The following is a 25,778-nucleotide window of genomic DNA, read 5'->3' as shown; positions in this document are numbered from 1 at the left end:
TTTAAACTTAATTTTAATACATAAATCATCAAAATCTTAAAATATTTTAAAAAAAAGTGCAGTTATTTTATTTTTTTATTACTTTTAGATATGGTTAACAGGCTTTATAAACTTATCGCCTTATTTTTTTTACTCTTTAGCGGCTTCACTGCATCCGCCAAGGGTGGATTATACCATTATTACCATAAAACCACAAAAAAAACCACGGTATCCGCGGCTATACCGCATCATCGCCCGTTAAATTTTGAATTCGCACTCAATAATGCACTCACGCCCGCTATTAATGTACAGCAGCATAGGGGCGCACATTCTTTACAAGCCTTTGTAACAACGCCCGGCGGCTACGCCATTAAATTTAAATACCTTGATTTTATTTGCGGGCTGGATACGAGTAAGCTCTCCAGGTTCCGCAAGCTCATCCTTTTTCCGTTTCACGATTTTTGGTAGGCAAAAAACAATAAACCAACCCTCATGCTCTGATTAAGCATGCAGGATTTATTGTTTTTTAAAAAAATTTAGTTTTAATGCTGTCCGGTATTTTTGATTGGATACCGGGCAGTATTATTCAAATTTTCATTTTTCCTCCCTTAAACCCAAAACATGAAAAAATTCATACCCTTCGGCATACTTTTAATTGTAATTGTATTAGCCCTTCTATACCCTTCAGTTACTCTTACAACCATTAAAGACAGCAAAATTGATACAGGTGATACCGCCTGGCTATTAGTAAGCACCGCCCTTGTACTGATCATGACTCCTGGCCTGGCATTTTTTTATGGCGGTATGGTGAGCAAAAAAAACGTACTGTCAACCATGCTGCAAAGCTTTGTTTGTATGGGTGTAATTACTGTTATATGGGTAATATTCGGCTTTAGCCTTGCCTTTGGCGAAGATGAGTTTGGTGGCTTTATCGGCAATCCCGGCACTTTCTTTATGATGAAAGGCACATTAGGCAATGCCACCTGGGAACTTGCTCCAACTATCCCGCTGATACTGTTTGCTATGTTCCAGTTAAAATTCGCGGTTATCACCCCGGCCCTCATCACCGGCGCGTTTGCCGAAAGGATCCGCTTCAACTCTTACGTTATCTTCCTTTGCCTGTTCATGGTGTTTATATATGCACCCTTGGCACACGCTACCTGGCATCCAAAAGGCTTCCTTTTCGGAAAAGGCGTACTTGACTTTGCCGGCGGCACCGTGGTGCACATGAGTGCAGGCTGGGCAGCTTTAGCATCAGCCATATATTTAAAAGGCCGTAATGAAACATCTCATAATCCCGCCCGTATCAGTTATGTGTTATTAGGCACAGGCTTATTGTGGTTTGGCTGGTTTGGCTTTAATGCAGGTTCGGCCCTGGGTTCGGGCACACTGGCAGCAACCGCTTTGGCAACAACCACTACAGCATCAGCTGCAGCTGCTATGGCCTGGATGTTCTTTGATATCCTTCGCGGAAAAAAACCAGGTGTATTGGGTGCCTGTATCGGTGCGGTTGTAGGTTTGGTGGCTATCACTCCGGCAGCGGGCTATGTAACTATCCCTCACTCATTAATTATCGGTATCGTAGCAGCAGTGGTAAGTAACCTGGTTGTGATCTGGAGAACAAAAACCAGCATTGATGATACCCTCGACGTATTCCCATGCCATGGTGTAGGCGGTATGGTAGGTATGTTATTAACCGGTGTATTTGCACACCAAAACGTAAACTCAGCCAACACAACCGGCAATGGTTTATTTTACGGCGAAACACACCTTTTCATCGTTCACTTAATTACACTTGTAGGTGTATCGGCCTTCGCTTTCTTCGGCTCATTCATCTTATTAAAGATCACCGACATGATCAGCACACTGCGTGTAACACCAGAAGAAGAGCTTGCAGGCCTGGACATCAGCCAGCACGACGAGGAACTGTAACCAGATCCTACCCCTACCTGATTAAACCCAATTAACAACATAAAAATAAGCCGCACCCTTTACAGCGTGCGGCTCTTTTATTTCATGGGCATTATTTACTGCCAACTGCAAACCTGCAACTGCAAACTCAAGAAAACTACCATTCTTTAGTCGATACTCTTTTCACTTTTTTAACTTCTGCCGGCTTTTCAAGCGACGACGTTTTAAGCATATAAGCCTTTAAATTATCACCTACATGCTTGCTGTTGCTCAGCACCTGGTTTAAACAGGCGGTAAAATCGGCCTTTGATAATTTTTCAGACGCCTTTTCCAGGGCAACATCCTTGCCATGCATATGTTCCACATTACCATAACGATTACGCTGATATGGCTGATAAACAAAATCCGTTAACCAATAACGGTATTTACCATCCTTTACCTCTACTTTAAGCGTGTAGCTTAGCTCGCCGCCTTCACTATTACCCATCAGCCCTTTTTTGTTAACCAAAAAAATACCCGTACCGGCGAGTGCATTGCCAGCCTTATCAGCCTTTGCCAGTTTCAGCATCTTTTTAGGATAGGCCTTGGTTAAAAAATACAATCCCCTGCTGTAAAGCGAATCTGCAATAAAGCCAGGCTGATCAACCGTTTTATAATAAATGTATTTATTATTCTCATCAAAAGCCAGCGAATCCTTCTGCGCAAGAGCGCCTAATGAAAAAAGGAGACCGACAAAGCCTAATAGTATCTTTTTCATGTAACAAATATAAAAGCCGCTCCGGATAATTCCGGAACGGCTCATGATAAAAATAGATTAAATTATTTTTTTTTAGAAAGCGTACACAGCCGCTACAGCAAACTGACCGGCTGATTTTGAAGGATCGCCGGAATGGTTAAGGAATGAAGTAGATGAGCCATGATCTAACCTGATTTCGGGAATGAAAGTAAGCGGACCTGATTTAATATTTGCAGTAAAGGTAAATGCTTTAACATTTTCGCCCGGAGGAGGACCAAAAGTTTGCAATGCACCTTTTTTAGTTTTAAAATACTCGCCCCTTAAGCCCAAAGTTACAGTTTTTGACACTGCTAACTGCGGATACAAAGCAACGCCGCTAAAACCGCCGCCATTATCAGGGGCAGAGTAAGTGGCACCGTTTAAGCCCAGTTTAAAGGCGTCGGTAATTTGATAAGCTGTTGTCAAATCAACTTCAGTACCTGAAGTACTTCCGGTAGCAAGGTTAAGATAAGCAGTCCATCCTTTTACAGGAGACACAAACAACTGTGAGCCGAAAGTATTTACTTTTTTGGTTGAAGTATAGTAGTTCCAGGTATCATTAAAAATACCGGCCATTAAACTTACCTTATCGCTAAACGCGTAAGTTAATTTAACACCAGGATTTTGGAACGGGCCGTTGGTGAATAAATACGAAGTAGAGTAGTTAAAGTTACCTACCGGGCTGATAACCTCATAACCAATAAAGGTAGCCATATAACCACCGGTAAGGTTTAATTTATCGGTAAGATCATATGACACGTATAAATTCTGAATGTGGAATGAATCGCCGTCGGGACCATTAGGGATCGACTGGCTTTGTCCACGCGGACCAAATGAAAGCTCGCCCACAAATGCAGCTTTACCTACTTTTTTCTTCAAACCCAGGTCAATCATACCAATTGATACTGAATTATGATCACTTGCAAAGCTGGTAGGGATTTGTGAGCCTTTGTCAGCAAAATCATATTTATAATAGGTATCTACCGAACCGTAGATCACCAGAGGGGCATCCGAGGTTGTTTTAACCGTGTCCTGAGCCTTAACCGTAAAGGCCGCAATTGAAAAAAATGAGAAGAGTAGAAATACTTTTTTCATGATAACGATTTAATTGTGAATTGATAAACTATTTGTTAATTGTTGTTTTTTGGGAAATACACTGTTATTATTTGATTATCAACACCTTGCAGTTAAAAGGATAGTTTATGTGCCGGCATAAAAAATCCCTGTACGGTTGGCAACGTTCATTTAAAGTTTTAAGTCATCAGTTTTTAGTTTAAAGTCAAAAAATGAACTTTTTGACTTTAAACTCAGTACTACTGACTTAGTACTACCACTCTCCAACCGCACAAGGCATCAATATCTCTGTTTAAGCTGTTAAGCTCCTATATGATCAGGCTTCAGAAGCAACCTTGGCGCCATTATCAAAAAGGCCGCTTAAGCTGATTTCATCATCCTGAACAGGGTAAACCTCGATACCATGGTCGAACACGTCGATACCACCTGCACCTGTTTCACCATGCTCTTCGATACGTAATTTCCATGGATGACCTAATTTATTGATCACAAACATCATCACATAAGAAACCACGAATACTGCAAGGGTAATAGTAAGGCTACCGATTAGCTGAGCTTTTAATACATCAAAGCCACCGCCGTAAAATAAACCAGTTACCGGGGCAGAATTATCAGCACCTGTTGGGCCTGTAGCACCATATTGACCAGAAGCGAATAAACCTAAAGAAATAGTACCCCAGATACCGTTAAAGCCGTGTACCGATACTGCACCAACCGGATCATCGATACGGAACCACTCAATGAGGTAAACACCGCCGAAGATAATGAAGCCTGAAATAGCACCAAGCATGATAGCGCCAAACGGACTAACCCAGTAACAAGGGCAGGTAATAGCAACTAAACCTGCAAGGAAACCATTAATAGTAAAGGCTAAATCAAATTTGCCTTTTGTTGGGCCAAACCATAAAGCAGCAAGCATAGCGGTAAAACCGCCGGCGCAGGCAGCAAGCGTAGTGTTTGCAGCAACGCGGCCGATACCCTGCATATCCATTGCCGATAAAGTTGAACCAGGGTTAAAACCATACCAACCAAACCAAAGTAAGAAACCACCTACAGCAGCAACCAATAAGTTATGACCTGCAGGTAAACCGCCTTTTTCTTTATCATCGCGAGCAAATATGCGGCCTAAGCGTGGGCCTAACACCATTGCACCAGCCAGGGAAGCTACGCCACCAATAGTGTGTACTACCGTTGAACCTGCAAAGTCGCGGAAAGGCTGAGCGCTTATTGATTTGAAGAAACCTGAAGTTCCCATAGTAGCAAGGAAACCATCCGGACCCCATGCCCAGTGACCGATGATAGGATAAATAAAGCCGGTAATACCGATACTGTAAAGGATATCGCCACGGAAACTGGTACGGCCGATCATAGCACCCGATACAATGGTTGAGCAGGTATCAGCAAAAGCGTACTGGAAAATCCAGTGTGCCAATACCGGGATACCGGTTGAACCATAAGTTTCAGGCGTATTTTGAAGGAAGAACCAGGTTTTACCATCAGCACCGCCCCAGCCAATAAAGCCGTTGCCATTGCCAAACATAAAGGCATAACCTATAGCGTAAAATAGCAAACCACAAAGACAAGTATCAAAAATACACTCCATCAGCACGTTCACTGTTTCGCGCTTACGGGCGAAACCGGCCTCGAGCATAACGAAACCAGCCTGCATACCAAATACCAAAAAGGCAGCAACCAGTGTCCAAACAGTATTAACTGTGTTAATTAATGCTGTTTCATGGGCGGTGTACGTTTCGGCAGCGTTAGCTTTTGTGCCAAATACACCCGGCAAAACCATCATCGCGGCAAACACCAGCAATAAGCCAATCATTTTCCCTGTAAAAATGGTTGCTCCCAGCGCCCATTTTTCACGTGTCAGCTGTCGGACTGCACTTAGGAAGTTGTGTTTTGTAGAACCTACTTTCATCGTTTAATTTAGTTTGATTGTTTTTTAAAAATTAATTAGTTTGATTGTTGTATTTAAATTTAGTTTGATTGCTATCCTGAATTACAAACCACTTTTCTTCTCCAAATCCCTCATCCTGCCTATAACTTCTTTCATTTTTTTATAAAAAGCATAATAATTGGTGTGTTTTCGTAAATTATTTTCTGAAATTAGGTAGTATTTTTAAGAATAACAAATTATTAACGATAAATTAATGGTAAAAAATCAAAAAATTATGAAAATTGCAAAAACAAGGCCTTTGCAATGTCATTTTTTGATTATTTAAAAATGTTATTTTCAATATAAATTCGATTTCATCATTAAAAAAATCTAAAATTTGATTTTTTTACGATTTAAATTTCAATTTACACCAATTTAAAATAAAAAACCCGGATAAATACATTAAAAAAGCAAAGTTTTATTCATTTTAGATAAAAATTTCAAGCTATTTAAGATTTTCCTTTAAATTCTTTCCGTTTCTTAATCATTAGGTGGTATGTTATATTTCACTTAATTTTGCCCGATATTTTAAAGGATAGTTATATTTTTGAACACTAACCTTTATTTAAACCTCATAAAATATGTCCAATATTCGTTTTAAAGCCTTACAGGATGTACTTTCAAGAACTATCCCTGAAGTAAAACCGCCTTCACCAAAAATTTCCGATTATTTCGGATCGAATGTTTTTGATAAAAAGAAGATGAAGGAATACCTTTCATCAGAGGCCTACCAGGGAATAGTAAATTCAATTGAAAAAGGTGAGCCGATCCCTCGTGATTTGGCAGAACAGATCGCTTCGGCAATGAAAGCCTGGGCTTTAGGCAAAGGCGCAACCCATTATACACACTGGTTTCAACCGCTTACCGGCACCACTGCCGAAAAACATGACGCTTTTTTTGAGCCCACTGCAGATGGCGGCGCTATAGAGCGTTTTTCGGGCGATGCCCTTGCACAGCAGGAGCCTGATGCCTCAAGCTTCCCGAGCGGCGGCATCCGCAATACTTTTGAAGCCCGCGGTTATACCGCCTGGGATCCTTCCTCGCCTGCCTTTTTAATGGCGCGTACCTTATGTATCCCTACAGTGTTCGTATCGTACACCGGCGAAGCGCTTGATTATAAAGTACCTTTATTAAAGGCACTGAACGTGCTTGACAAAGCAGCCGTTGATGTTTGCCATTATTTTGATAAAGGCATTGAAAAGGTAAATGCATCATTAGGTATTGAGCAGGAATACTTTTTGGTCGACCTGGCCTTATTTAATGCCCGTCCCGATCTTTATTTAACCGGTCGTACTTTATTCGGCCATATGTCGGCCAAAAACCAGCAGTTGGAAGATCATTATTTTGGCTCAATACCTGAGCGTGTGTATGCTTACATGCAGGATATGGAAGCCGAAGCATTGCAATTAGGCATCCCGCTTAAAACCCGCCATAATGAGGTTGCTCCATCCCAGTTTGAGTGTGCACCGATATATGAAGAGATCAACCTCGCTATCGACCATAACCAACTGTTAATGGATTTGATGGACCGTGTTGCCAGGCGCCATAACTTTAAGGTATTACTCCATGAAAAACCGTATGCGGGCCTTAATGGTTCGGGCAAACACAATAATTGGTCCCTGATAACCAATACAGGCAAAAACCTGTTATCGCCGGGCAAAACGCCAAAAAACAACCTCATGTTCCTTGCCTTTTTTGTGAATACCATAAAAGCGGTACACGAGCATGCTGATCTGTTAAGAGCATCCATTGCATCAGTTAATAACGACCACCGTTTAGGTGCCAATGAAGCCCCTCCGGCCATTATATCTATATTTTTGGGCAGCCAGCTTAGCGACGTGCTTGATGAGATAGAAACATCCCGCATCAGCAAAAAAATCAAAGAAGAAAACCTGTTATGGCAGGGCATCCCTAAGATCCCGCAAATTTTGCCCGACAATACCGACCGTAACCGTACCTCACCTTTCGCCTTTACCGGTAACAAGTTTGAGCTGCGCGCAGTAGGGTCATCAGCCAACTCGGCCAGCCCGATGACCATTCTTAACCTTATCGTTGCCGATCAGCTTAAAAAATTCAAATACGATGTAGATAAGCTGATGAAAAAAGGCGAGAAAAAAGACCTTGCTTTATTAATGGTGATCAAAAAGTACATCAAAGAATCAAAAAACATCCGCTTTGAGGGAAATGGTTATAGCGAAGAATGGGAAAAAGAAGCTGCGCTAAGAGGTTTACCCAATGTTAAAACCACACCAAAAGCGCTGGATGCTTTAATAAACGATAAGTCGGAACATCTTTTTGCCGAAACCGGCGTATTCACCGTGCGTGAAGCGCATGCACGTCACGAGATCTTGCTTGATGCTTTCTACAAAAAGCTGCAGATAGAAGCCCGCGTAATTGGCGAAATGGTGATGAATGTGATTATCCCGGCAGCTATTGCTTATCAAAGCAAACTGATTGAAAACGTAAAAGGACTAAAAGACATTGGCCTGGATAAAGCAACATATGCCTCGCAGCTTGATATCATTAACAGGATCTCCGAGCATGTGAACTTCATTAAAACCAATACCGAGCAAATGGTTGACGAGCGCAAAAAAGCTAACGTTATCGACGACCTTCGTCAGCGCGCTATTGATTATGATGAAAAGGTAAAATCATTCTTCCAGCCTATCCGTTACCACGTTGATAAACTGGAGCAACTGGTTGATGACCGCCAGTGGCCGCTGCCTAAATTCAGGGAGTTGTTGTTTATAAAATAAGCGCGAATTTTACGAATTGATACGAATGCCACTAATTTTATAGTTAGTGGCATTTTTATTTGGTCAACTATTCTAAAATATAAAAAGCGTCGTTGCGAGGAGGTAAATCCGAAGGCCTTTGAAGGTGAGATGACAATAGGTGTGGATGGGCTGTCATCCTGAGCTTGTCGAAGGACGCGCGCAGAAGCCCACCCCGCTATGCTTCGACAGGCTCAGCATGACACCCATTTTTTAATTATGTCATGGGCAGGAGGAATGACGAAGCAATCCCCGATTAGCAGGTCTGCCTGTGTAGTTTGGGATTGCTTCGTGCCTCGCAATAATGCTTTTTTTGAAAAATCCATCCCTACGCAAACAAATCACTCGCCTTATGCTGTTCAATAATCACAGCCCTGTATTTTGATAGCAATGCTGATTTGGATATAAAGCCGATAAAAACCTCATCTTTTACCACCGGTAACTGCCATACGTCAATGGCATCAAAGGTGTCCATAACGCTGCTGGCCGGTTGATCATAATCAATTATAGCCGGCGGTTCAATCATGATATCGGCTATATTTTCATCCGCGATATCTTTATTGAACAAGCGCCGGCGAATATCATCTATCAATACAACACCTTCAAGGCTTCCGTTCCCTTTAAGCACCGGGAAAATATTGGCATCGGTTTTAGCCAGTACCTGGTAAAATTCGCCAACCGGCATTTGTTTATCAACGGGGGTATATTTGCGGTTAATGATGCTATCAAGCATTATACTGTTAAGCATGCCGTAATCCTGCCCGGGATGAATATTGTTATGATGGATCAGCTGGCTCCAGTACATATTATGGGGCGATGAATAACGCGATATGATGTATGACATAGCCGATACGATCATGAGCGGAATAAACAGCACATATCCACCGGTAATTTCGGCTATCAAGAATATAGCAGTTAAGGGCGCATGCAATACGCCAGCCAGGGCCCCCGCCATACCCACCGCAATAAAATTAACCGTATTTAAATGTATCAGCCCGGTTTGATTAACCCCATAAGCAACAAACAAGCCCAGGAAAGCGCCTGTAAACACCGTAGGTGCAAATGTACCACCATTGCCACCGGCACCAATGGTAATACCCGCAGCAATGATCTTTGTAAACACAAGTGCCCCTATAAATAACAGCATGACAAGCGGCTCAGAAAGCCAGTCGGCAAAAAAGCTTTCTTCCTTTAATACACTGATATTACCATTTAAAATTTCGGTGAGATAATGATACCCCTCGCCAAATAATTGAGGAAACACAGCAATGATCAGCCCTAATATCACGCCGCCGCCAATTGCTCGTATATATCGGTTTTGTTTTTTAAGGATCCCGCCTTCAAGCTTCCCTCCTACTTTGGATATATAAATAGCTATCCATCCGCTTAATATGCCAAGCAGCACGTAAAATGGAAGGGCGTTCATTGCCCAGCCTTCGGTAACCAAATGGAACAATTGGCCCGAGTACAATAATTTGGAGACCACAACTCCCGTAGCAGAGGCTATTAACAGAGGGATAAAAGTAGGAATAGTGATCTCTCCTATTAATATCTCCAGCGAAAAAAGCACCCCGGCAATAGGGCTATTAAACACCGCCGCTATACCCGCCGAACAGCCAGCAGCTAACAATACCGTTTTTTCATAGGGTGTAAGCTTAAAAAACTTACCTACGTTTGAACCGATGGCTGTACCTGTACAAACAATAGGCGCCTCCAACCCTGCCGAGCCGCCGAAGCCTATGGTTAATGAGCTTGTTATTAAATGCGAATAAATATTATTGGCTTTGATGTTTGAGCGGTTCTTTTTGATATTGATGAGTACCTTACCTATCCCTTTTTCAATCTTATCGCGGTTAATCAGGTGCTGATACAGCACCGTACCCAAAATGCCTATTGCAGGTAAAAACACATAAGCTATATGATAATATAAGTGTGAGGAGATATTCCGGCTTAGCTCTTCCATTAAATGCACTAAAAACTTAAGGGCTACGGCGGCCAGCCCGCCCATAAAACCTACAAACACGCTGCAATAAATTAAAAAATTACGTTGACTATTGCGTTTTAGCCGCCAGCGGTTTATTTTGTAAGAAAGCGTTTTTAACATAAAGAAGTATCATACTAACCCTGCTGATGAAGTATTATCAGCGCGAATTGTTTTTCGATTAACCTGATTAAACAGACTGATTATAAACATCGATCTATTTTCTTACAAAGAAACACAATTTCGGGCAGTTTATATAAATCGCATATTGAATAGCAGGGCAATCGCTTTTAACCACATGCGGATTGAAAAACAATAAATGAAAAATTTTTACACTAATTTTTACGTATTAATCGAATTTCACGAATTCAATCAATTTAAGATTCGTGTAATTCGATTAATTGTGGAGAGCTTACAAAGCATTTGTGTAGAAATTTTTTAGTATGAGATTAGTAAAACAGATCGAATTATTTTAAACGCGATTTCCCTGTATTGAATAGCAGCAATTCGTAAAATTAGGGTTAATTGCCTTATATTTGCCCATGATTTCTTCGCAAAGATATGATCAGCGTGGCGTATCAGCCTCCAAAGATGACGTTCATAATGCCATAAAAAATATCGACAAAGGCATTTTCCCAAAAGCTTTCTGCAAAATAGTACCCGATATCTTAACCAACGATCCTGAGTACTGCAATATTATGCATGCCGATGGTGCCGGTACCAAATCGTCCCTGGCTTATACCTACTGGAAAGAGACAGGCGATATCTCGGTATGGCGCGGCATAGCCCAGGATGCCATCATCATGAACCTTGATGATTTGCTTTGTGTTGGCGCTACTGATAATATCCTGCTGTCATCAACCATCGGCCGCAATAAAGGCCTCATTCCCGGTGAAGTTATTGCCGCTATCATTAATGGTACCGAAGAAATTTTAGCCGAACTGCGCGAAGCCGGCATAGGCATCTACTCCACCGGCGGTGAAACTGCTGATGTGGGTGACCTGGTACGTACCATCATTGTTGATTCGACGGTTACCTGTCGTATGAAGCGTGAAGATGTAATATCAAACCACCGCATTGAACCCGGCGATGTAATTGTAGGGCTTGCCTCATACGGTCAGGCTACTTATGAAAAAGAATACAACGGCGGCATGGGCTCAAACGGCCTTACATCTGCCCGCCATGATGTGTTCAATAAAACCATCGCTGATAAATTCCCTGAAAGCTATGACGCGGCCATCCCTTACGAGCTGATCTTTTCGGGCAGCAAAAACCTTACCGATGCTATTGACATTGGCAATGGTGAAACCGTAACAGCAGGCAAGCTCGTTTTAAGCGCGACCCGCACCTACGCGCCAATCATTAAGCAAATTTTAGATGGCTACCGCAGCCAGGTTCATGGCATGGTACATTGCAGCGGCGGGGCGCAAACCAAAGTATTGCACTTTGTAGAAGGCCTTCATATCATAAAAAACAATCTGTTCCCTGTACCACCACTGTTTAAACTCATTCACGAAGAATCAAAAACCAGCTGGCAGGAAATGTATAAAGTATTTAACATGGGGCACCGTATGGAGCTTTATGTACCTGAAGCTATAGCTGCTGACCTGATCAATATTTCAAAAAGTTTTGGTGTTGATGCGCAGATCATTGGCCGTGTGGAAAAGGCGGATATTAAGAAAGTGACCGTGACATCGGAGTTTGGGGTATTTGAGTACAAATAATAACATCATGTAACGCTTATGCTTAGTTTTTTGGCCGCATTATCATCAATAAACTTATGGATGATATTTTTGGCCGAAAACCTGCTTGTTACGGCTTTGGCCCTACTATTTGGTTGGCTTATATTAAAAATAAGTAAAAAGCCGATAAAGCCCGCCAGCAGGAACGAGGTATTGATATGCCTGCTTACCAACGTTATTAATACAGTTATCACGTATGCCGGGTTCTGGCTTTTTAAGCATGGGTATCTACAGCTCACTTTTGAAATAAACTGGGCTATTATTTTTGATTTCATACTGCTTTTTCTGCTGATGGATCTCGCTATGTTCGTTTTCCACTACATGATCCATCATTCGGCAGTATATAAAGTGGTGCACAGATTTCATCATTATTATGCAGATCCTATCCCTATTGATCTGTTTGTACTTCATCCGCTCGAAACTATTAGCTTCGGTTCGCTTTGGATTGCTATGTTAATGCTGTATGGCTTTAACTTTTATGCCGTACTCATATACCTTACCGTTAATGTGTTTTTTGGCACAACCGGTCATTTGGGTGTCGAACCGGTACCCGCAGCCATACGGAAACTATTCCCATTCAGGTATCTTGGAACCCCTTCATTTCATCATCGCCATCACCTTGATATTAATCATAATTTTGGTTTTTATACCAACATCTGGGATAAACTCTTCAAAACGTATAAACCTTGACAGGCAGATAATTGATCTCACTATCTATCCCAAATCTTTCAGTTCACCTTTACTTATAGAAATATTAGTTGCTCCTAATTGCTGTGTGTTGAAATTTACAATAAGAGCTCTGCACAAAACACCGATAGCTAAAAGCAAAAAAGTCCCGGCCAATTGACCGGGACTTTTATATAACATATAAGTTATTCTTAGTTGAAGATATACCTTACACCAATTTGTCCCTGGAAACGAGAAGCTAAGCTGATATCGTTTTGGAATGATTTGGTAACAGGGATCTGGTTATTAGCATCAAGATAAGGGAATGAATAAGTTGCCTGACCAGTGGTGGCATCTTTACCCATATACCTTAACACAGTGGTTGCACCATTGTTGAAGCCGCTGTATGATACCTGGTAGGTACCCCAGTTGCGGTTCAATAAGTTAGTAAAGTTGATTACGTCGAAAGTGAACTCTAAAGTATTTTTAGTTTTGCCAGCTTTGATCATGAAATCCTGAGCAAAGTGTAAATCTAACCTTTTGTAAGTTGGCAATATAGTACCATTTCTTTGAGCATACTGACCTCTGTGTGCGCTTAAATACGAATCCTGGTTGATGAAGTTGTTCAACTGGTTCCAGATTTGTGCAGGAGTACGTGGGTCAGCAACACCGTTAGTACCGGCAGGAGCTTTAACTAAGATAATGTCGCTCTGATTTTTAGGAATGAACATCAAATCGTTGGTAGCACCGTCGTTATTAGGGTCGTTAGCGGTGATGTAAGAGATAGCGCCGCTGTTAGCAGCTTCAAATACCAGGCCAACTGTAGTAGCTAAGTTTTTAGCGTATTGTTTACGGTATGATACTGTAGCAATGATACGGTTTGGCTGTACGTATGAGCTGTTTGAAAGGTTATCAAGGTTAGGGTTACCGGCAACATACCTGGTGCTCCAGATAGTGCTTGCGGTTGAACCGCCGTCGTTAACGTCTTTCGATTTGGTGTAAGTATAAGCAAAGCTTGCTGCAAAGCCGTTAGTAAAGCTTTTTTGCAATTGACCGGTAATGAAGTATGAAAAACCTTTTTTAGTGTTTCTCATATAGTATAAACCAGTGATAGATGGGTTTGCTGCGGTAGCTGCAGAAGCTGCCGGGGTTGTGTTTTTTGAATTGTACTGAATTTGACCTTCAACACCCGGAAGAGTTGTAAAACCGTCAGATAATACTAAGTTTTGGTGGTAAATAGCACGGATATCTTTAGTGTAAGCACCTTCGATAGTAGCGATGATACCGCCAGGTAATTTTTGGTCAACAGCCAAGTTGGTTCTCCAAATCTTTGGATATTTCAGGTTCGGGTCGGCAACGTCAAGCTCATACGAAGTATTTGCTGCAGCGTTTGCCGGCCTGTTTTTATCAATATTCGGGCTAAATATTAACTGACCTTTATTAGCATCGGTGGCATTTGCCCTGGTAATGGTGTACGAACCAAATAATAAACCGTTGTTTGATGCCTGGTTTGAGATCCATACAAATGGTACCGAACCGGTAAATAAGCCCGAACCACCGCGTAACTGGGTTGAACCATCACCGTTAACATCCCAGTTAAAACCAACGCGTGGTGAAAGCTGGATCCTGTTTTTAGGCAATTTAGATACATCAACATGAGTGCCCCCCTGGAAGGTTAAAGCAGCAGCGTTGGGGTTAGCAGCTAAAGTGGTAGGAAATTGATCATAATCAGCCCTTAAGCCGTAAGTTAACCTGAAGTTATCAGTTAAGTGCAGTTTATCCTGTACGTAAGCGCTGTAAATAGAAGCTTTAATTTTAGCGTAAGGGAAACCATTGCCTACAGCCGAGTAACGTAAAGTATAAGCAGCAGCTGGTTTGTCGTTCAAGAAATCAGATGCAGAGTTGTAAGTATATAAACCATTGTAATCAGGAGCGAAACCGTTGGTGTAGCTCTGGATCTGGTTGTTTGTACCGATAGTGATCTCGTGTTTGCCGGCGAAAATAGTTACATCATCAGAAATCTGGAAGATGTTAGTATTCAATAAGTTACCAGCTGTGTAAAGTTCAGAACCAAAGCTGGTGGCAGTTGCAGAAGCCGGAGTTAATACGTTACCGTCAGCATCGCTCGTACCGTTACCTATATCAACCATAGGGATTGATGAACTACCAAGGAAGCTACGGAAATCTCTTAAAGCAGAGTAACCAACAGTAAATTTGTTTGAAACTTTATTGCTGAAACGGGTATCTAACTCAACAATACCAATATTAAAGTTATTGTTGATGGTATAACCAGAACCGTAGAAAGGTAAAGTATTGATACCTGGGGCACGTGTTGTACCGTAACCAACACCACCATTGCTGATACCTGAGTTACTTGCAGGCTGATCTTTAAACGATTTCAGGTAGAAGTACTTAGCGCTTAAAGTGTTGTTCTTGTCGATATTCCAATCCAATTTAGCGGTTAACTTGTTGCTTGATGTACGATAGTTGTAACCTTCGTAATCGCCTGGATTGTAACCTAAACCGGCAAGTTTAGTTTTGATCAGATCAAGTGTTGAAGCCTGTACGTTAGATACGTTAGCACCACTTAAACCAGTCCGGCCTGCAACGTAAACTGCAGATGGTGGAGTAGTGATCCTTTCCTGCTCGCCCGATACAAATAAGAACAATTTATTTTTGATGATAGGGCCCCCCACGGCAACACCGTCTGTATGGTAGTTTACATCAGTTACATTAAGGTTGGTTGGGCCAACGTGGTAACCTTGCAGTTTTGAACCACGTGCAAAGTAGTAAGCAGTACCTTTTACTTCGTTGGTACCAGATTTTACTACTGTGTTTACACCGGCGCCGGTAAAGTTACCCTGACGTACGTCGTAAGGAGCGATATCAACCTGGATCTGGTCGATCGCGTCTAACGAAATAGGCTGAGAGCTTGTCTGGCCACCTAAAGTACCTGATAAACCAAATGAATTGTTGAACAAAGCACCGTCAACTGTAATGTTGTTGAAAGTACTTGAACGACCGCCAAAGCTTAAACCGTTGGCAGATGGAGTTAATTTGGTGAAATCAGATAATGAACGGGCTACAGTAGGCAGGTTTTCAATTTGCTGACGACTGATAGTTTCGCGGGCGCCGGTACGTGATGAGTTGATCACTTTACCTTGTGTGCCTACCACTTTAACTTCATTCAAAGTAGTGGTATTGTCTTTAAGCACGGCAGTTAATCTTTGATCCTGACCAATTGAAAGCGTAATACCTTCCTGAACATAATTTGCGTAACCAATAAAAGTTACTTTGAAAGTGTAGGGGCCGCCTACCCTTAAGTTAGGGATGTTGTAACGACCGTCGGCACGGGTTACAGTTGAATACACAGTACCTGTTGGGATGTGTGTAATTGTTACGGTTGCACCGGGAATAGCACCTTTAGCATCGGTAACGGTACCGTTAATGCTGGCGGTGGTTACACCCTGGGCTAATACGCTCTTACCAGTGAAGAACGAAAAGCCGATGAGAAGTAATAAGAGAAGGTAATGCTTCCTCATAAATTGCTTTTTTATTATACGTTTAATTAATTGGCGCAAAGATAATTAATGAACTAATTACCAATGTTAAGTTAACGTTAACAATTATTATATATTTATCAACATTTTACATTATAAGTATAAAAACCATAAAACAACCGTCAAAAACAATGAAAATATTACAAATAATATGGTTTAAATCATATCCGGGCATAACGGTTACCTTACACCCTTTGCTTTTATGACACAGCGCAGATATAAATAACACCCGGCAGGTGATATATACCTGCAGTACATTTTTTGGTTTCAGCCCTTTTCCTTAGCTTTGGCATTCAAAAAATAGGGGCCTGCGGAAAAACCACAAAAATCCGCGCAGCTTATTTACCTTTGAAACGAAATTAAAGTATATCAATAATAATATGGATTACGATGTAATTGTTATTGGGTCTGGTCCGGGTGGCTACGTTGCTGCTATCCGCGCTTCCCAGCTTGGTTTAAAAACCGCCATTGTCGAAAAAGAATCATTAGGCGGTATCTGTTTGAACTGGGGTTGTATCCCAACCAAGGCTTTATTAAAAAGCGCCCAGGTTTTTGAATACCTTAACCACAGTGCCGATTACGGTATTAAAATTAACGGCGCCGGCGAAGTTGATTTTGCCGCGGTTGTTAAAAGAAGCCGTAACGTTGCCGATGGCATGAGCAAAGGTGTTCAGTTTTTGATGAAGAAAAACAAGATAGATGTTCTTGTTGGCTTTGGTAAACTGAAAAGCAAAGGCGCTGTTGAAGTTAAAGCTGCCGATGGCTCAGCTAAAACCTACAGTGCAAAACACATAATATTAGCTACAGGTGGCCGCTCGCGCGAGTTACCTAACCTGAAACAGGATGGTAAAAAAGTTATCGGTTACCGCCAGGCCATGGTATTGCCTCAGCAACCCAAATCAATGGTTGTAGTTGGTTCGGGCGCTATCGGTATCGAGTTTGCTTATTTTTATAACTCAATAGGTACAAAAGTTACCGTAGTTGAGTTTTTAGATAATATTGTTCCGTTAGAGGATGAGGATGTATCAAAAGGATTAAACCGCATTCTTAAAAAACAGGGCATTAATATCATGACCAGCTCCAATGTGGAGTCGGTTGATACCAGCGGCGATCTGTGCAAAGTAACTGTAAAAACAGCTACCGGTACCGAAACCCTTGAAGCCGAGATCGTTCTTTCTGCAGTAGGTATCGCCACTAACCTCGAAGGCATCGGCCTTGAAGAAAACGGCGTTAAAACCGAGCGCGGCAAAGTGTTGGTTGATGATTTCTATCGTACCAATGTTGAGGGTGTTTACGCCATTGGCGATATTGTTAAAGGCCAGGCCCTTGCTCACGTAGCATCTGCCGAAGGTATCATCTGCGTTGAAAAAATTGCCGGTCAAAACCCTCACCCGCTTGATTATAACAACATTCCGGGCTGTACCTATTGCTCCCCAGAAGTTGCTTCTGTTGGTTATACCGAAAAAGCAGCTAAAGAGGCTGGGTATGAAGTTAAAGTTGGTAAATTCCCATTCTCGGCATCAGGTAAGGCAAGTGCTGCCGGTGCTAAAGATGGCTTTGTAAAAGTGATATTTGATGCCAAATACGGCGAGTTCTTGGGAGCTCACATGCTTGGCTACAACGTTACCGAAATGATTGCCGAAGTAGTTACCGCCCGCAAGCTGGAAGCTACCGGTCATGAGATCATCAAATCGGTACACCCTCACCCAACCATGAGCGAAGCTGTAATGGAAGCCGCTGCCGAAGCTTACGGCGAGTGTATCCATTTGTAGTATTCTGGCCCATGGTCGATAGACCATAGACCATGGTTGATAGTTACAGCTACAATACATATTTAAAGTCTCAAATTAAATGCATTGCATTTGGTTTGAGGCTTTTTAGTTTCATACCTTATAACTACAACTTATCTTTAAAATATTATTCTAATTTAGCCCTATCAGCACATTATAAGTCACGCCCATTATCTATGGACCATCGACTATGGACCATCGACTATAGACTATGAACCATCAACCATGAACTAAAATGAAACTACACACCATCGATACCGGCTTTTTTAAATTAGACGGCGGAGCTATGTTTGGCGTTGTTCCAAAAACCATCTGGAACAAAACCAATCCTGCCGATGAAAACAACCTTTGCACCTGGGCCATGCGCTGCCTGCTGGTTGAACATGAAAACAGGTTGATATTGGTCGATACCGGAATAGGCAACAAGCAAAGCGAAAAGTTTTTTAGCCACTACTATCTTCACGGTAATGCAAGCCTGGATAGTTCATTGGCTTCGCTCGGTTTTCATCGCGGTGATATTACCGACGTATTTTTAACCCACCTGCACTTTGACCATGTTGGCGGTGCCGTTGTACGCGATGGCGAAGACCTGCTCCCTGCCTTTAAAAACGCTACCTACTGGAGTAACCCAAAACACTGGGATTGGGCCGTACACCCTAATGAACGGGAAAAAGCTTCTTTTTTCAGAGAAAACATCATTCCGATACAGGAAAGCGGTCAGCTAAAATTTGTTGATGCAAAAGATGGTATCAACTTTATGAAAGATTTTGAGATCCGCTTTGTATCCGGCCATACCGAATCAATGATGCTGCCGCTCATTAATTATAAAGGGAAACAGATCCTGTACATGGCCGATCTGCTGCCATCTGTCGGGCACCTGCCTATCCCCTACGTAATGGCTTATGATATGTTCCCGCTCCAAACGCTGACTGAGAAAAAGCTTTTTTTAAACGAGGCACTGGAAAAAGAATACATACTATACTTTGAGCACGACCCGGTTAATGAATGCTGCACTTTACAGCAAACAGAAAAAGGCATCAGGGTTAAGGACACATTTAAACTAAGCGACCTGTAACCGTTGATTGGTTTGATTTCTATAATTCCGTTGATTCTTTACCTTATAAAAACACAAAAGGCATCCCCTCGCGGGATGCCTTTGCTCATTGATCGGTTTAGGTTAAAAGCCTCGTCAATTAAATCAGAGCGGTTGAATCATAAAGCCAGATACTATCACAGCAACCAATCCATAATCTCCAACCTCTGATCACTTAAAAAAGGTTTAGGTATAAAGAACGTATTATCTTTGGCCGGTGGTGGCATTTAATTACCAACCTCCAACCACTGATCTCTTCAATAAAAAGGTTTAGGATTTTGAGTTTTTTGTACTCTTCCTTAAAAATCTCTCATCACAAACCTTTGTCATGATGCATAATTTGAAGGGATTACATAATCAACCTTTAATTTTTATGCATCTATTTTAATTATTCGCCTTTAGTGGTGGCACCGCCTTTACCCTGGTTTTCGATCTGTAGTTTTTTGAGCATTTCGGTGCCTATCAGGGCATCAATCATACCGCCGCTGCCGCCCTCTTTGCCGCTTACCAATATCTCAGGCACTAACCTGATACCTGCAGCAGCCAAAGCTTCGGCTACACGTACTATAGCATATTGTTCGGTACCCATGGCTTCGGTTTTTTGTTTGGTAACCTCGGCTTCTGATAAACCTATGGCTTTGATCTTGGCACCTTCGGCCATACCATTTACTTCGGTAGCATTAGCGTCAGCCTTAGCATTCACGGTTTTGGCTTCGGCATCGGCCTTGGCTATCGTAATCCTTACCTCAGCATCGGCTTTGGCGTTGATGGTTTTAGCTTCGGCCTCACCTTTTGATGCGGCAACCCTTGAAGCGGCCATCTGGGTGTTAATCTCAACCTGGCGGGTTGATTTTACTACTTCAGGTTGCATATCGGCACCGGCACGGGCGCTTTCAAACTCCTTACGCTCAATTTGCGCGTGGCGCTGTATCTCGTAAGTAACCTTTTCCTCTTCGGCCAGCTTACGGTCGGTAAGGGTTTTCATCAGGGCGGCAGGAGGTACTATGTCACCTATCAGGGTGTCCACCCCAATTACGTTGTAGGTTTCCAGTACCCGGCCAATATGTTCGCGGGCATCAGTTTGCCTTTGGATACGATTGGCCAGGAAGCCGATCACATCACTTTTTTGGGCCGAGTTACGGAAGTAGTTGGCAATGGTTGGTTCCAGTACCTGCGATACCAGGTTTTTCATTTTACCAAACCTTGCTATCACTTTTGGTGCTTCGTTACGTGGCACGTGAATGATCTGTGACACATCCAGATTAAAAGTAAAACCATCACTTGATCTTACCGTAATGGTACACAGGTTCTTATCCAGTTCGTGCGATTCGGTACGGCTATCGGCCCAGTTTAATACGATGTTGGTTGTGGGTACAATTTCAACGGCGTGGGTATAGATGTTTACCGGGTGCTTACCGGGGTCGAGCGGTTCGTCCCAAACACCTTTTTCGTTGCGTTTAACAATATTACCATGCTTAAAGTTATCACCGCTGGTATCCTTACCTTCGGGGCCTACGAACGAGTTCACAACCCCCACATAACCAATAGGTATGTAGATCATATCTACCTGCTCAACGCTCACAAACCAGGGGTTAAGGTAATAGGTACCGGCCAGGATCACATCCTCCTGCAAACCTTTACGGCCACCTGCGTTGATAAAAGCTATCGGGTCCTGGTAGTTTTTGTGTCCATGTACCGATTCGCCGGCTATCTCACCTTTATTCAATGGTTCACCATCCAAAGTGGTAATAATACCTACCTTGTTTTCGTGGATCTGCGTGATAGGCACCATCTCAATATCAAACAAAAAGGCATTGATACGGTAGCTACCCGGTGTAAGAAAAGCGGCCTGCGGGCCTTTCTGGCCATTATTATTTAAAAAGGCAATAGCATCCTGAAACTTATCACACTCAACCGGTTTACCCAGTACACGACCGGTATCAAACGGAGCTCCGTCTTTAGCTTTCACAAGGCCAAGCTTGCCCTGCTCAATGATGGTAAAAGGTTGCATGACTATGGTGTATTGCCATGGCCACATTTTCCAGTATAAGCCCGGAGCAAGCGCTTTAGCCTGCATACCGGCTTCGCCCTGGGTGGCTATGATACGGCCGTCGGGCAGGCGGCTATTACCTGTAAGGGCAAACTTTTTGATCACCAGTCCGATACGGTCGTCCGGAACGATAACCATGCCGCAAAACACGCGCAAAACAAATTTGTACATCAGCAATAACACTATGACGGGTATAACCCACCACAGACTAACAATTAGATTGTCCATTTTTTTAAAGATTGTTTTTGATTTTTTTAACGGAACCCTTAAGGTGCGGGCCCTCACAATACTTATAGCTTACCTGGAAGAGTACCTTGGCTATATAGTGTCATTAAGACAGTTGCAACTATGCTTTGTTACGAAAAATCTTAAAAATATTTTACGTCCAACGTCAAGTACATGTAATTAATTGATACACAGAAAGTAAATTTTAAAATGATTTTCAGGAAACATTTTACAACAGGTGTAGTTAAATAAGTATCCTATTATTTAATGAATACTTAACATTACCGCTATGAGTATCCCCAAAGACATCAAAAAAGAAGGTACCAGGATAAGTCCGGCAAAAGCGGGTGGACAGAAAGCCAAAGAGATCAAAACCGAGGGCCCGCTAAGTGAAAAAGACGAAGTGAAGCAAGCCGAAGAGCGTACCAGGAAAGCCACGAAGAAATAGGTTTAGTCGGAAGTTCGAAGTCAGAAGTTCGAAGTTTCTTTCTTCTTTATATTTTGAATTTAAGACTTACGGCTTTAGACTAAAGACTAAGCCTTCGCTTTCAATTTTAAAAGCAATTGTATAGTTTTATCCAAACATTTTTCTGTTATGATAAAACAAGGCTTTTTATTGTTTGCTGTTGTGTTGCTTTTTATAGCATCATGTAAACCCGAAGTTTCGGTTAGGACCCTTACCGGCAAATGGAAATATATAAAAATCGAGCATCCAAATGCCAGTCCGCCAGATACCGTAAAACAGGCCGAGCTGGATGCCAACGTACCTTATATCCAGTTTACGCCCGAAATGAAATTCCTGATTGTATGGGGCGGCAAATTCCTATCGCACGGTAGTTTTACGCTGAATGGAAGCAACATGAATGTAACCGAGAAACTCCCTGATGGCAAAACCCGTAATTTCGTTTTTTACGTTTCGGAACTAACCGAAAATAAGATAGTTTTTGAAAGTACCGGCCCCGAAGGCTCAAAGGTTACGGCTTTGCGGGCAAGCAAATTTTAAATCAGTTAATTCTTTGCTTGCAGGCCACAAGGTACAGCCTTGCGGCCTGCACTTACAAGTAATTTAAAAGCATGCGAATCCTTCAATCCTAAAAATCAAGGTTCAATGTGCCGCAACAACATCTCCACCGGCTTCAACCTTGTTTTTTATAAACCGCTTGCCAATAAATACAATCAGGAGTGCCAAAATTGATGAGGCCGCCATAACCGCCGCCATGGGCAGCGAACTATGTTGTTTTATTACTGAAATACCGATGGATGACAAGGCCCCCACGGCCATTTGCGATGCGCCTAATATTGCAGAAGCCGAACCGGCATTTTTAGTGAAGGGAGCAAGGGATAATGCCGATGTGTTTGGGGCGCAAATGCCAACACAGCATAACACTCCAAATATCATGGCTATAGTACCACCTATCCCGAACCAATGATTTAATGAACCCGCCAAAAACACCGTGGAGATGATCACCATTAAAATAAGCGATGCGCCTATCATTTGTTCGCTTTTGTATTTTTTTATCAGTACGCTGTTTAGCTGACTTGAACCGATAAACCCTACCGAAAGCCCGGCAAAGATCCAGCCGAACTGTGTTTCGCTTACTTTAAAGCCCTCAATAAACACGATAGGCGATGACGAAACATAGGCAAACAAGCCCGCGAAAGCGAACGCGCCGCCTATGGCATAAGTGACGAACTGCGCATCCTTTAAAACCGTTATAAAATGACCAATAATTGGCCCTGGCTTTAAAGAATAAGCAGGATCGGGCTGATAGCTTTCGGGGAGCCAGAATATGACGGCCAATAATATCAGCACCGCTATAATAGTTAACACCAGGAAAATGATCTGCCATTCAAAAGCCGCGGTGATATAACTGCCTACGGTAGGGGCCAGCATTGGCGATGCACCAAGTACCAGGATCAGCAACGAAAATACTTTGGCATTATCCTCAACCGGGAACAAATCGCGCACCATGGCCATGGCGGCTACACTTGCCGCACAGCTGCCCACCGCCTGAAAAAAACGCAGTGCAATAAGCATTTCGAGCGATGAAGAGAAAAAACATCCCATTGATGACACGATGTAAAGTCCAAGCCCCCAGTATAAGGGGTTTTTACGGCCAAACCTGTCGAGCAAAGGTCCATAAAGCAATTGCCCGGCGGCGATGCCGATAAAATAGCTCGATAATGATAGCGCTACCTCATCGGTACTTGTATGCAGGTATTTAGCTATGGCTTTAAAGCCTGGCAGGTACATATCGATAGAAAAAGGGCCAAGCGCCGTAAGTGAACCCAATATGAGGATCAGTACTATATATTTTTGTTTGGTCATACGTGTGTGTTAGTTAGTTGATGGTTCATGGTTGATAGTTCATAGCTGTGAATGGGGCACACAATATATAATGGTCATGCTAAAATTCTATGAACCATGATCCATAATCTATGAACCGAAGCATCAAAACGCCTCGCCTAAATTAAGACTTATTGATGAGAAGTTTTTGCTTACGCCATAATCAAGACTGATATTGGTTCCCGCTTTTTTATTGAACTTAAAACGCAGGCCTGTGCCGGCGGCCGGGTGCCAGTATACAAAGGCATGGTTTTCGGGCTCGGTAACGGAGTTTACATTGGCAAATACCACAAAGCCCAATAAACCATTGCGGGTGATATCACGGCGGTATTCAGTTTCAAAATATACCAGCCTGTCGCCGCGGTAACGGCTTTGCGGAAAGCCCCTGCCCGATCGCTGATAAGGCTCCCAGCCAAGGCTTGGCAGGTTAAGATATGGTGTACGAGGGGTAAGTGTTGTCCAGTAATAGGCCCAGAAAGCCAGCACGTTTTTAGGCCCCGAGTTGGTTAACTGCACATATTTACGCATGTCGATATATAATGACCGCCAGTCGGTATGGCTTCCAAAAGCCTTGGCGTTAACCCGGTAAACTACGTTGGCATAAGCCCCGGGCAATGGATTAATAGAGTTTTTGCGCGAATCGTATAATAAATTGAGTGTTATACCCGATGAAAAAGCATCCTGATCGGCAGCGGTGCCATATTTATAGCCGGTGAACTTACGCAGGTTTTGATCGCCGTTGCTTTCAATATCCATATAATAATCCAAATTATAACCCAAACCAGCATAAAAGTACGGCTTAACCTGTTTTAATACACTTTGATAAAAGCGGAGGTAATTGTAGTTTACTAAAAACTTATCTTCCTGACCCTGATTACCACCTAAGCCCCAGGTATATTGCGGATAAACCATCAGCCGGGTATCGCCCTGTATATTCCACTCGTTATTATTAAGCCAGATATTTGACCGGATAGGCAAACCATACCTTCCTTTCAAATTAAAATAAGGAGTAAAAGTAAAGCTTGATAAATTGGTAGTAGCCTCATCGCCGAGGTAGAACCCTGCTGTTGTTGAAGTAAACAATGCTTTTCCTCCACTTCGCCCGTCAGTTGTAGACGTGGGAAAAACAGAAAAGTAGATCTTCTTTCGTTCAGTTGCCTGGTGCCGGGGTTTTATTTTAAAAAGCGAACGTACAATGTCAATAACATCCCGCTGAGGTACTGTATCTTTTTTTATGCTAATGGTATCTGTAACCGGCTCCTGAGCCAGCATCATTGCCGGAATCAAACATAAAACTATTACAGATACTCTTTTTACCATCGTGCTTTAAACGGAAAATATTGCCCTGCTGTTTGGCCGTTAATAAGTTTAATAACGGATAAAACAGGTCAATCGCTTCAATTTAGCTAAATTTTAATTTAAATAAAAAAGGCCTGTAAGTATTGAAACCTACAGGCCTTTATAACAACCATTTAAATTAATGATAGGTTGTTTGCTTAGTTACCGTTGTTTTAGTTGTAGTATAATGGTGATGTGGATGGGCCCTGCGCCAGGCAATGCGGGCAGCACGTTTTCTTTTTTCTTCGCGCCGGCGGGCTTCGTTACCTATGATATAACCGCCTCCGGCACCAAGCGCGCCGCCAACTAAAGCGCCGCCTGCACTATGCGTAATAAGGCCACCGGCAATTGCACCGCCGGCTCCGCCTATAATTGCACCTTTACCTTGTTTACTTATTCCTTTTTTCTTTGTGGTTTGTGCGCTGGCTGTAATACTGATGGATAGCATCAGGCCAATTAAAACGCACATATATATCATTAGCTTTTTCATAATGGTATGTATTTAATAAGTGTTAACACAAACACTCATGC

General features: G+C 42.4%; 18 protein-coding genes. 9 read left to right on the top strand and 9 right to left on the bottom strand.

From position 1 onward, the window contains the following. Nucleotides 1-90: 90 nt before the first annotated feature. Together MusilaSJ_RS25530 and MusilaSJ_RS25525 are read left to right on the top strand one after the other, a co-directional pair. Nucleotides 91-447 (top strand): hypothetical protein, encoded by a 357-nt coding sequence (locus MusilaSJ_RS25530; RefSeq protein ID WP_274987579.1) that lies wholly within the window; start codon nucleotides 91-93, stop codon nucleotides 445-447. A gap of 153 nt (nucleotides 448-600) precedes the next feature. Continuing rightward, entirely contained in the window at nucleotides 601-1,911 is a 1,311-nt protein-coding gene (locus MusilaSJ_RS25525) for an ammonium transporter (protein ID WP_274987578.1), read from the top strand. 136 nt (nucleotides 1,912-2,047) lie between these two features. On the opposite strand, the gene MusilaSJ_RS25520 is transcribed toward MusilaSJ_RS25525, so the two are convergent. The 3 genes from MusilaSJ_RS25520 to MusilaSJ_RS25510 form a co-directional block, all read right to left on the bottom strand. Further along, nucleotides 2,048-2,647 carry a DUF4468 domain-containing protein gene (locus tag MusilaSJ_RS25520; protein WP_274987577.1) on the bottom strand — a complete coding sequence of 200 codons (600 nt, stop codon included), beginning with the start codon at nucleotides 2,645-2,647 and terminating at the stop codon, nucleotides 2,048-2,050. Between the two features lie 72 nt (nucleotides 2,648-2,719). Next, nucleotides 2,720-3,760 carry an outer membrane beta-barrel protein gene (locus tag MusilaSJ_RS25515; protein ID WP_274987576.1) on the bottom strand — a complete coding sequence of 347 codons (1,041 nt, stop codon included), beginning with the start codon at nucleotides 3,758-3,760 and terminating at the stop codon, nucleotides 2,720-2,722. A gap of 295 nt (nucleotides 3,761-4,055) precedes the next feature. Beyond that, a complete protein-coding gene (locus MusilaSJ_RS25510; RefSeq protein ID WP_274987575.1) occupies nucleotides 4,056-5,663 on the bottom strand; it encodes an ammonium transporter in 1,608 nt (535 codons plus the stop codon). A gap of 599 nt (nucleotides 5,664-6,262) precedes the next feature. Between MusilaSJ_RS25510 and MusilaSJ_RS25505 the strand changes: the two genes are divergently transcribed. After that, entirely contained in the window at nucleotides 6,263-8,437 is a 2,175-nt protein-coding gene (locus tag MusilaSJ_RS25505) for a glutamine synthetase III family protein (RefSeq protein WP_274987574.1), read from the top strand. A 346-nt stretch (nucleotides 8,438-8,783) separates the two neighbouring features. Here MusilaSJ_RS25505 and MusilaSJ_RS25500 read toward each other — a convergent pair whose 3' ends face one another. Further along, the gene (locus MusilaSJ_RS25500) at nucleotides 8,784-10,478 is read right to left on the bottom strand and encodes a chloride channel protein (RefSeq protein WP_274987573.1); all 1,695 of its coding nucleotides are present in this window, start codon (nucleotides 10,476-10,478) and stop codon (nucleotides 8,784-8,786) included. Nucleotides 10,479-10,978: 500 nt separating this feature from the next. On the opposite strand from MusilaSJ_RS25500, the gene MusilaSJ_RS25495 reads away from it, so the two are divergent. Both MusilaSJ_RS25495 and MusilaSJ_RS25490 read left to right on the top strand, forming a co-directional pair. Next, nucleotides 10,979-12,160, top strand: a complete 1,182-nt coding sequence (locus MusilaSJ_RS25495; protein WP_274987572.1) for an AIR synthase related protein — start codon at nucleotides 10,979-10,981, stop codon at nucleotides 12,158-12,160. Between the two features lie 18 nt (nucleotides 12,161-12,178). Beyond that, a complete protein-coding gene (locus MusilaSJ_RS25490; RefSeq protein ID WP_274987571.1) occupies nucleotides 12,179-12,868 on the top strand; it encodes a sterol desaturase family protein in 690 nt (229 codons plus the stop codon). A 188-nt stretch (nucleotides 12,869-13,056) separates the two neighbouring features. Here MusilaSJ_RS25490 and MusilaSJ_RS25485 read toward each other — a convergent pair whose 3' ends face one another. Continuing rightward, entirely contained in the window at nucleotides 13,057-16,386 is a 3,330-nt protein-coding gene (locus MusilaSJ_RS25485) for a TonB-dependent receptor (protein ID WP_274987570.1), read from the bottom strand. Nucleotides 16,387-16,784: 398 nt separating this feature from the next. On the opposite strand from MusilaSJ_RS25485, the gene lpdA reads away from it, so the two are divergent. Both lpdA and MusilaSJ_RS25475 read left to right on the top strand, forming a co-directional pair. Further along, entirely contained in the window at nucleotides 16,785-18,176 is a 1,392-nt protein-coding gene (lpdA, locus tag MusilaSJ_RS25480) for a dihydrolipoyl dehydrogenase (protein WP_274987569.1), read from the top strand. A 253-nt stretch (nucleotides 18,177-18,429) separates the two neighbouring features. Further along, nucleotides 18,430-19,269 (top strand): MBL fold metallo-hydrolase, encoded by an 840-nt coding sequence (locus MusilaSJ_RS25475; RefSeq protein WP_274987568.1) that lies wholly within the window; start codon nucleotides 18,430-18,432, stop codon nucleotides 19,267-19,269. Between the two features lie 406 nt (nucleotides 19,270-19,675). Here the strand turns inward: MusilaSJ_RS25475 and MusilaSJ_RS25470 are convergent, their stop codons facing one another. Further along, nucleotides 19,676-21,565, bottom strand: a complete 1,890-nt coding sequence (locus MusilaSJ_RS25470; protein WP_176628347.1) for an SPFH domain-containing protein — start codon at nucleotides 21,563-21,565, stop codon at nucleotides 19,676-19,678. Between the two features lie 286 nt (nucleotides 21,566-21,851). Here MusilaSJ_RS25470 and MusilaSJ_RS25465 point away from each other — a divergent pair, with 286 nt between their 5' ends. Then, a complete protein-coding gene (locus MusilaSJ_RS25465) occupies nucleotides 21,852-22,010 on the top strand; it encodes a hypothetical protein (RefSeq protein WP_274987567.1) in 159 nt (52 codons plus the stop codon). 147 nt (nucleotides 22,011-22,157) lie between these two features. Continuing rightward, nucleotides 22,158-22,565: a hypothetical protein gene (locus tag MusilaSJ_RS25460; RefSeq protein ID WP_274987566.1), complete on the top strand. Its 408-nt coding sequence runs from the start codon at nucleotides 22,158-22,160 to the stop codon at nucleotides 22,563-22,565. Between the two features lie 102 nt (nucleotides 22,566-22,667). On the opposite strand, the gene MusilaSJ_RS25455 is transcribed toward MusilaSJ_RS25460, so the two are convergent. The 3 genes from MusilaSJ_RS25455 to MusilaSJ_RS25445 form a co-directional block, all read right to left on the bottom strand. Then, nucleotides 22,668-23,891, bottom strand: coding sequence for a multidrug effflux MFS transporter (locus MusilaSJ_RS25455; protein WP_274987565.1), 1,224 nt, complete (start codon nucleotides 23,889-23,891; stop codon nucleotides 22,668-22,670). 123 nt (nucleotides 23,892-24,014) lie between these two features. Continuing rightward, complete coding sequence (locus MusilaSJ_RS25450; protein WP_274987564.1) at nucleotides 24,015-25,229, bottom strand: BamA/TamA family outer membrane protein; 1,215 nt, start codon at nucleotides 25,227-25,229, stop codon at nucleotides 24,015-24,017. A gap of 157 nt (nucleotides 25,230-25,386) precedes the next feature. Continuing rightward, nucleotides 25,387-25,737, bottom strand: a complete 351-nt coding sequence (locus tag MusilaSJ_RS25445) for a YMGG-like glycine zipper-containing protein (RefSeq protein ID WP_274987563.1) — start codon at nucleotides 25,735-25,737, stop codon at nucleotides 25,387-25,389. Between the last annotated feature and the right edge of the window lie 41 nt (nucleotides 25,738-25,778).

Source organism: Mucilaginibacter sp. SJ (genome assembly GCF_028993635.1).
GTDB lineage: Bacteria > Bacteroidota > Bacteroidia > Sphingobacteriales > Sphingobacteriaceae > Mucilaginibacter.
This window is presented reverse-complemented; position numbering and strand designations above follow the sequence as displayed.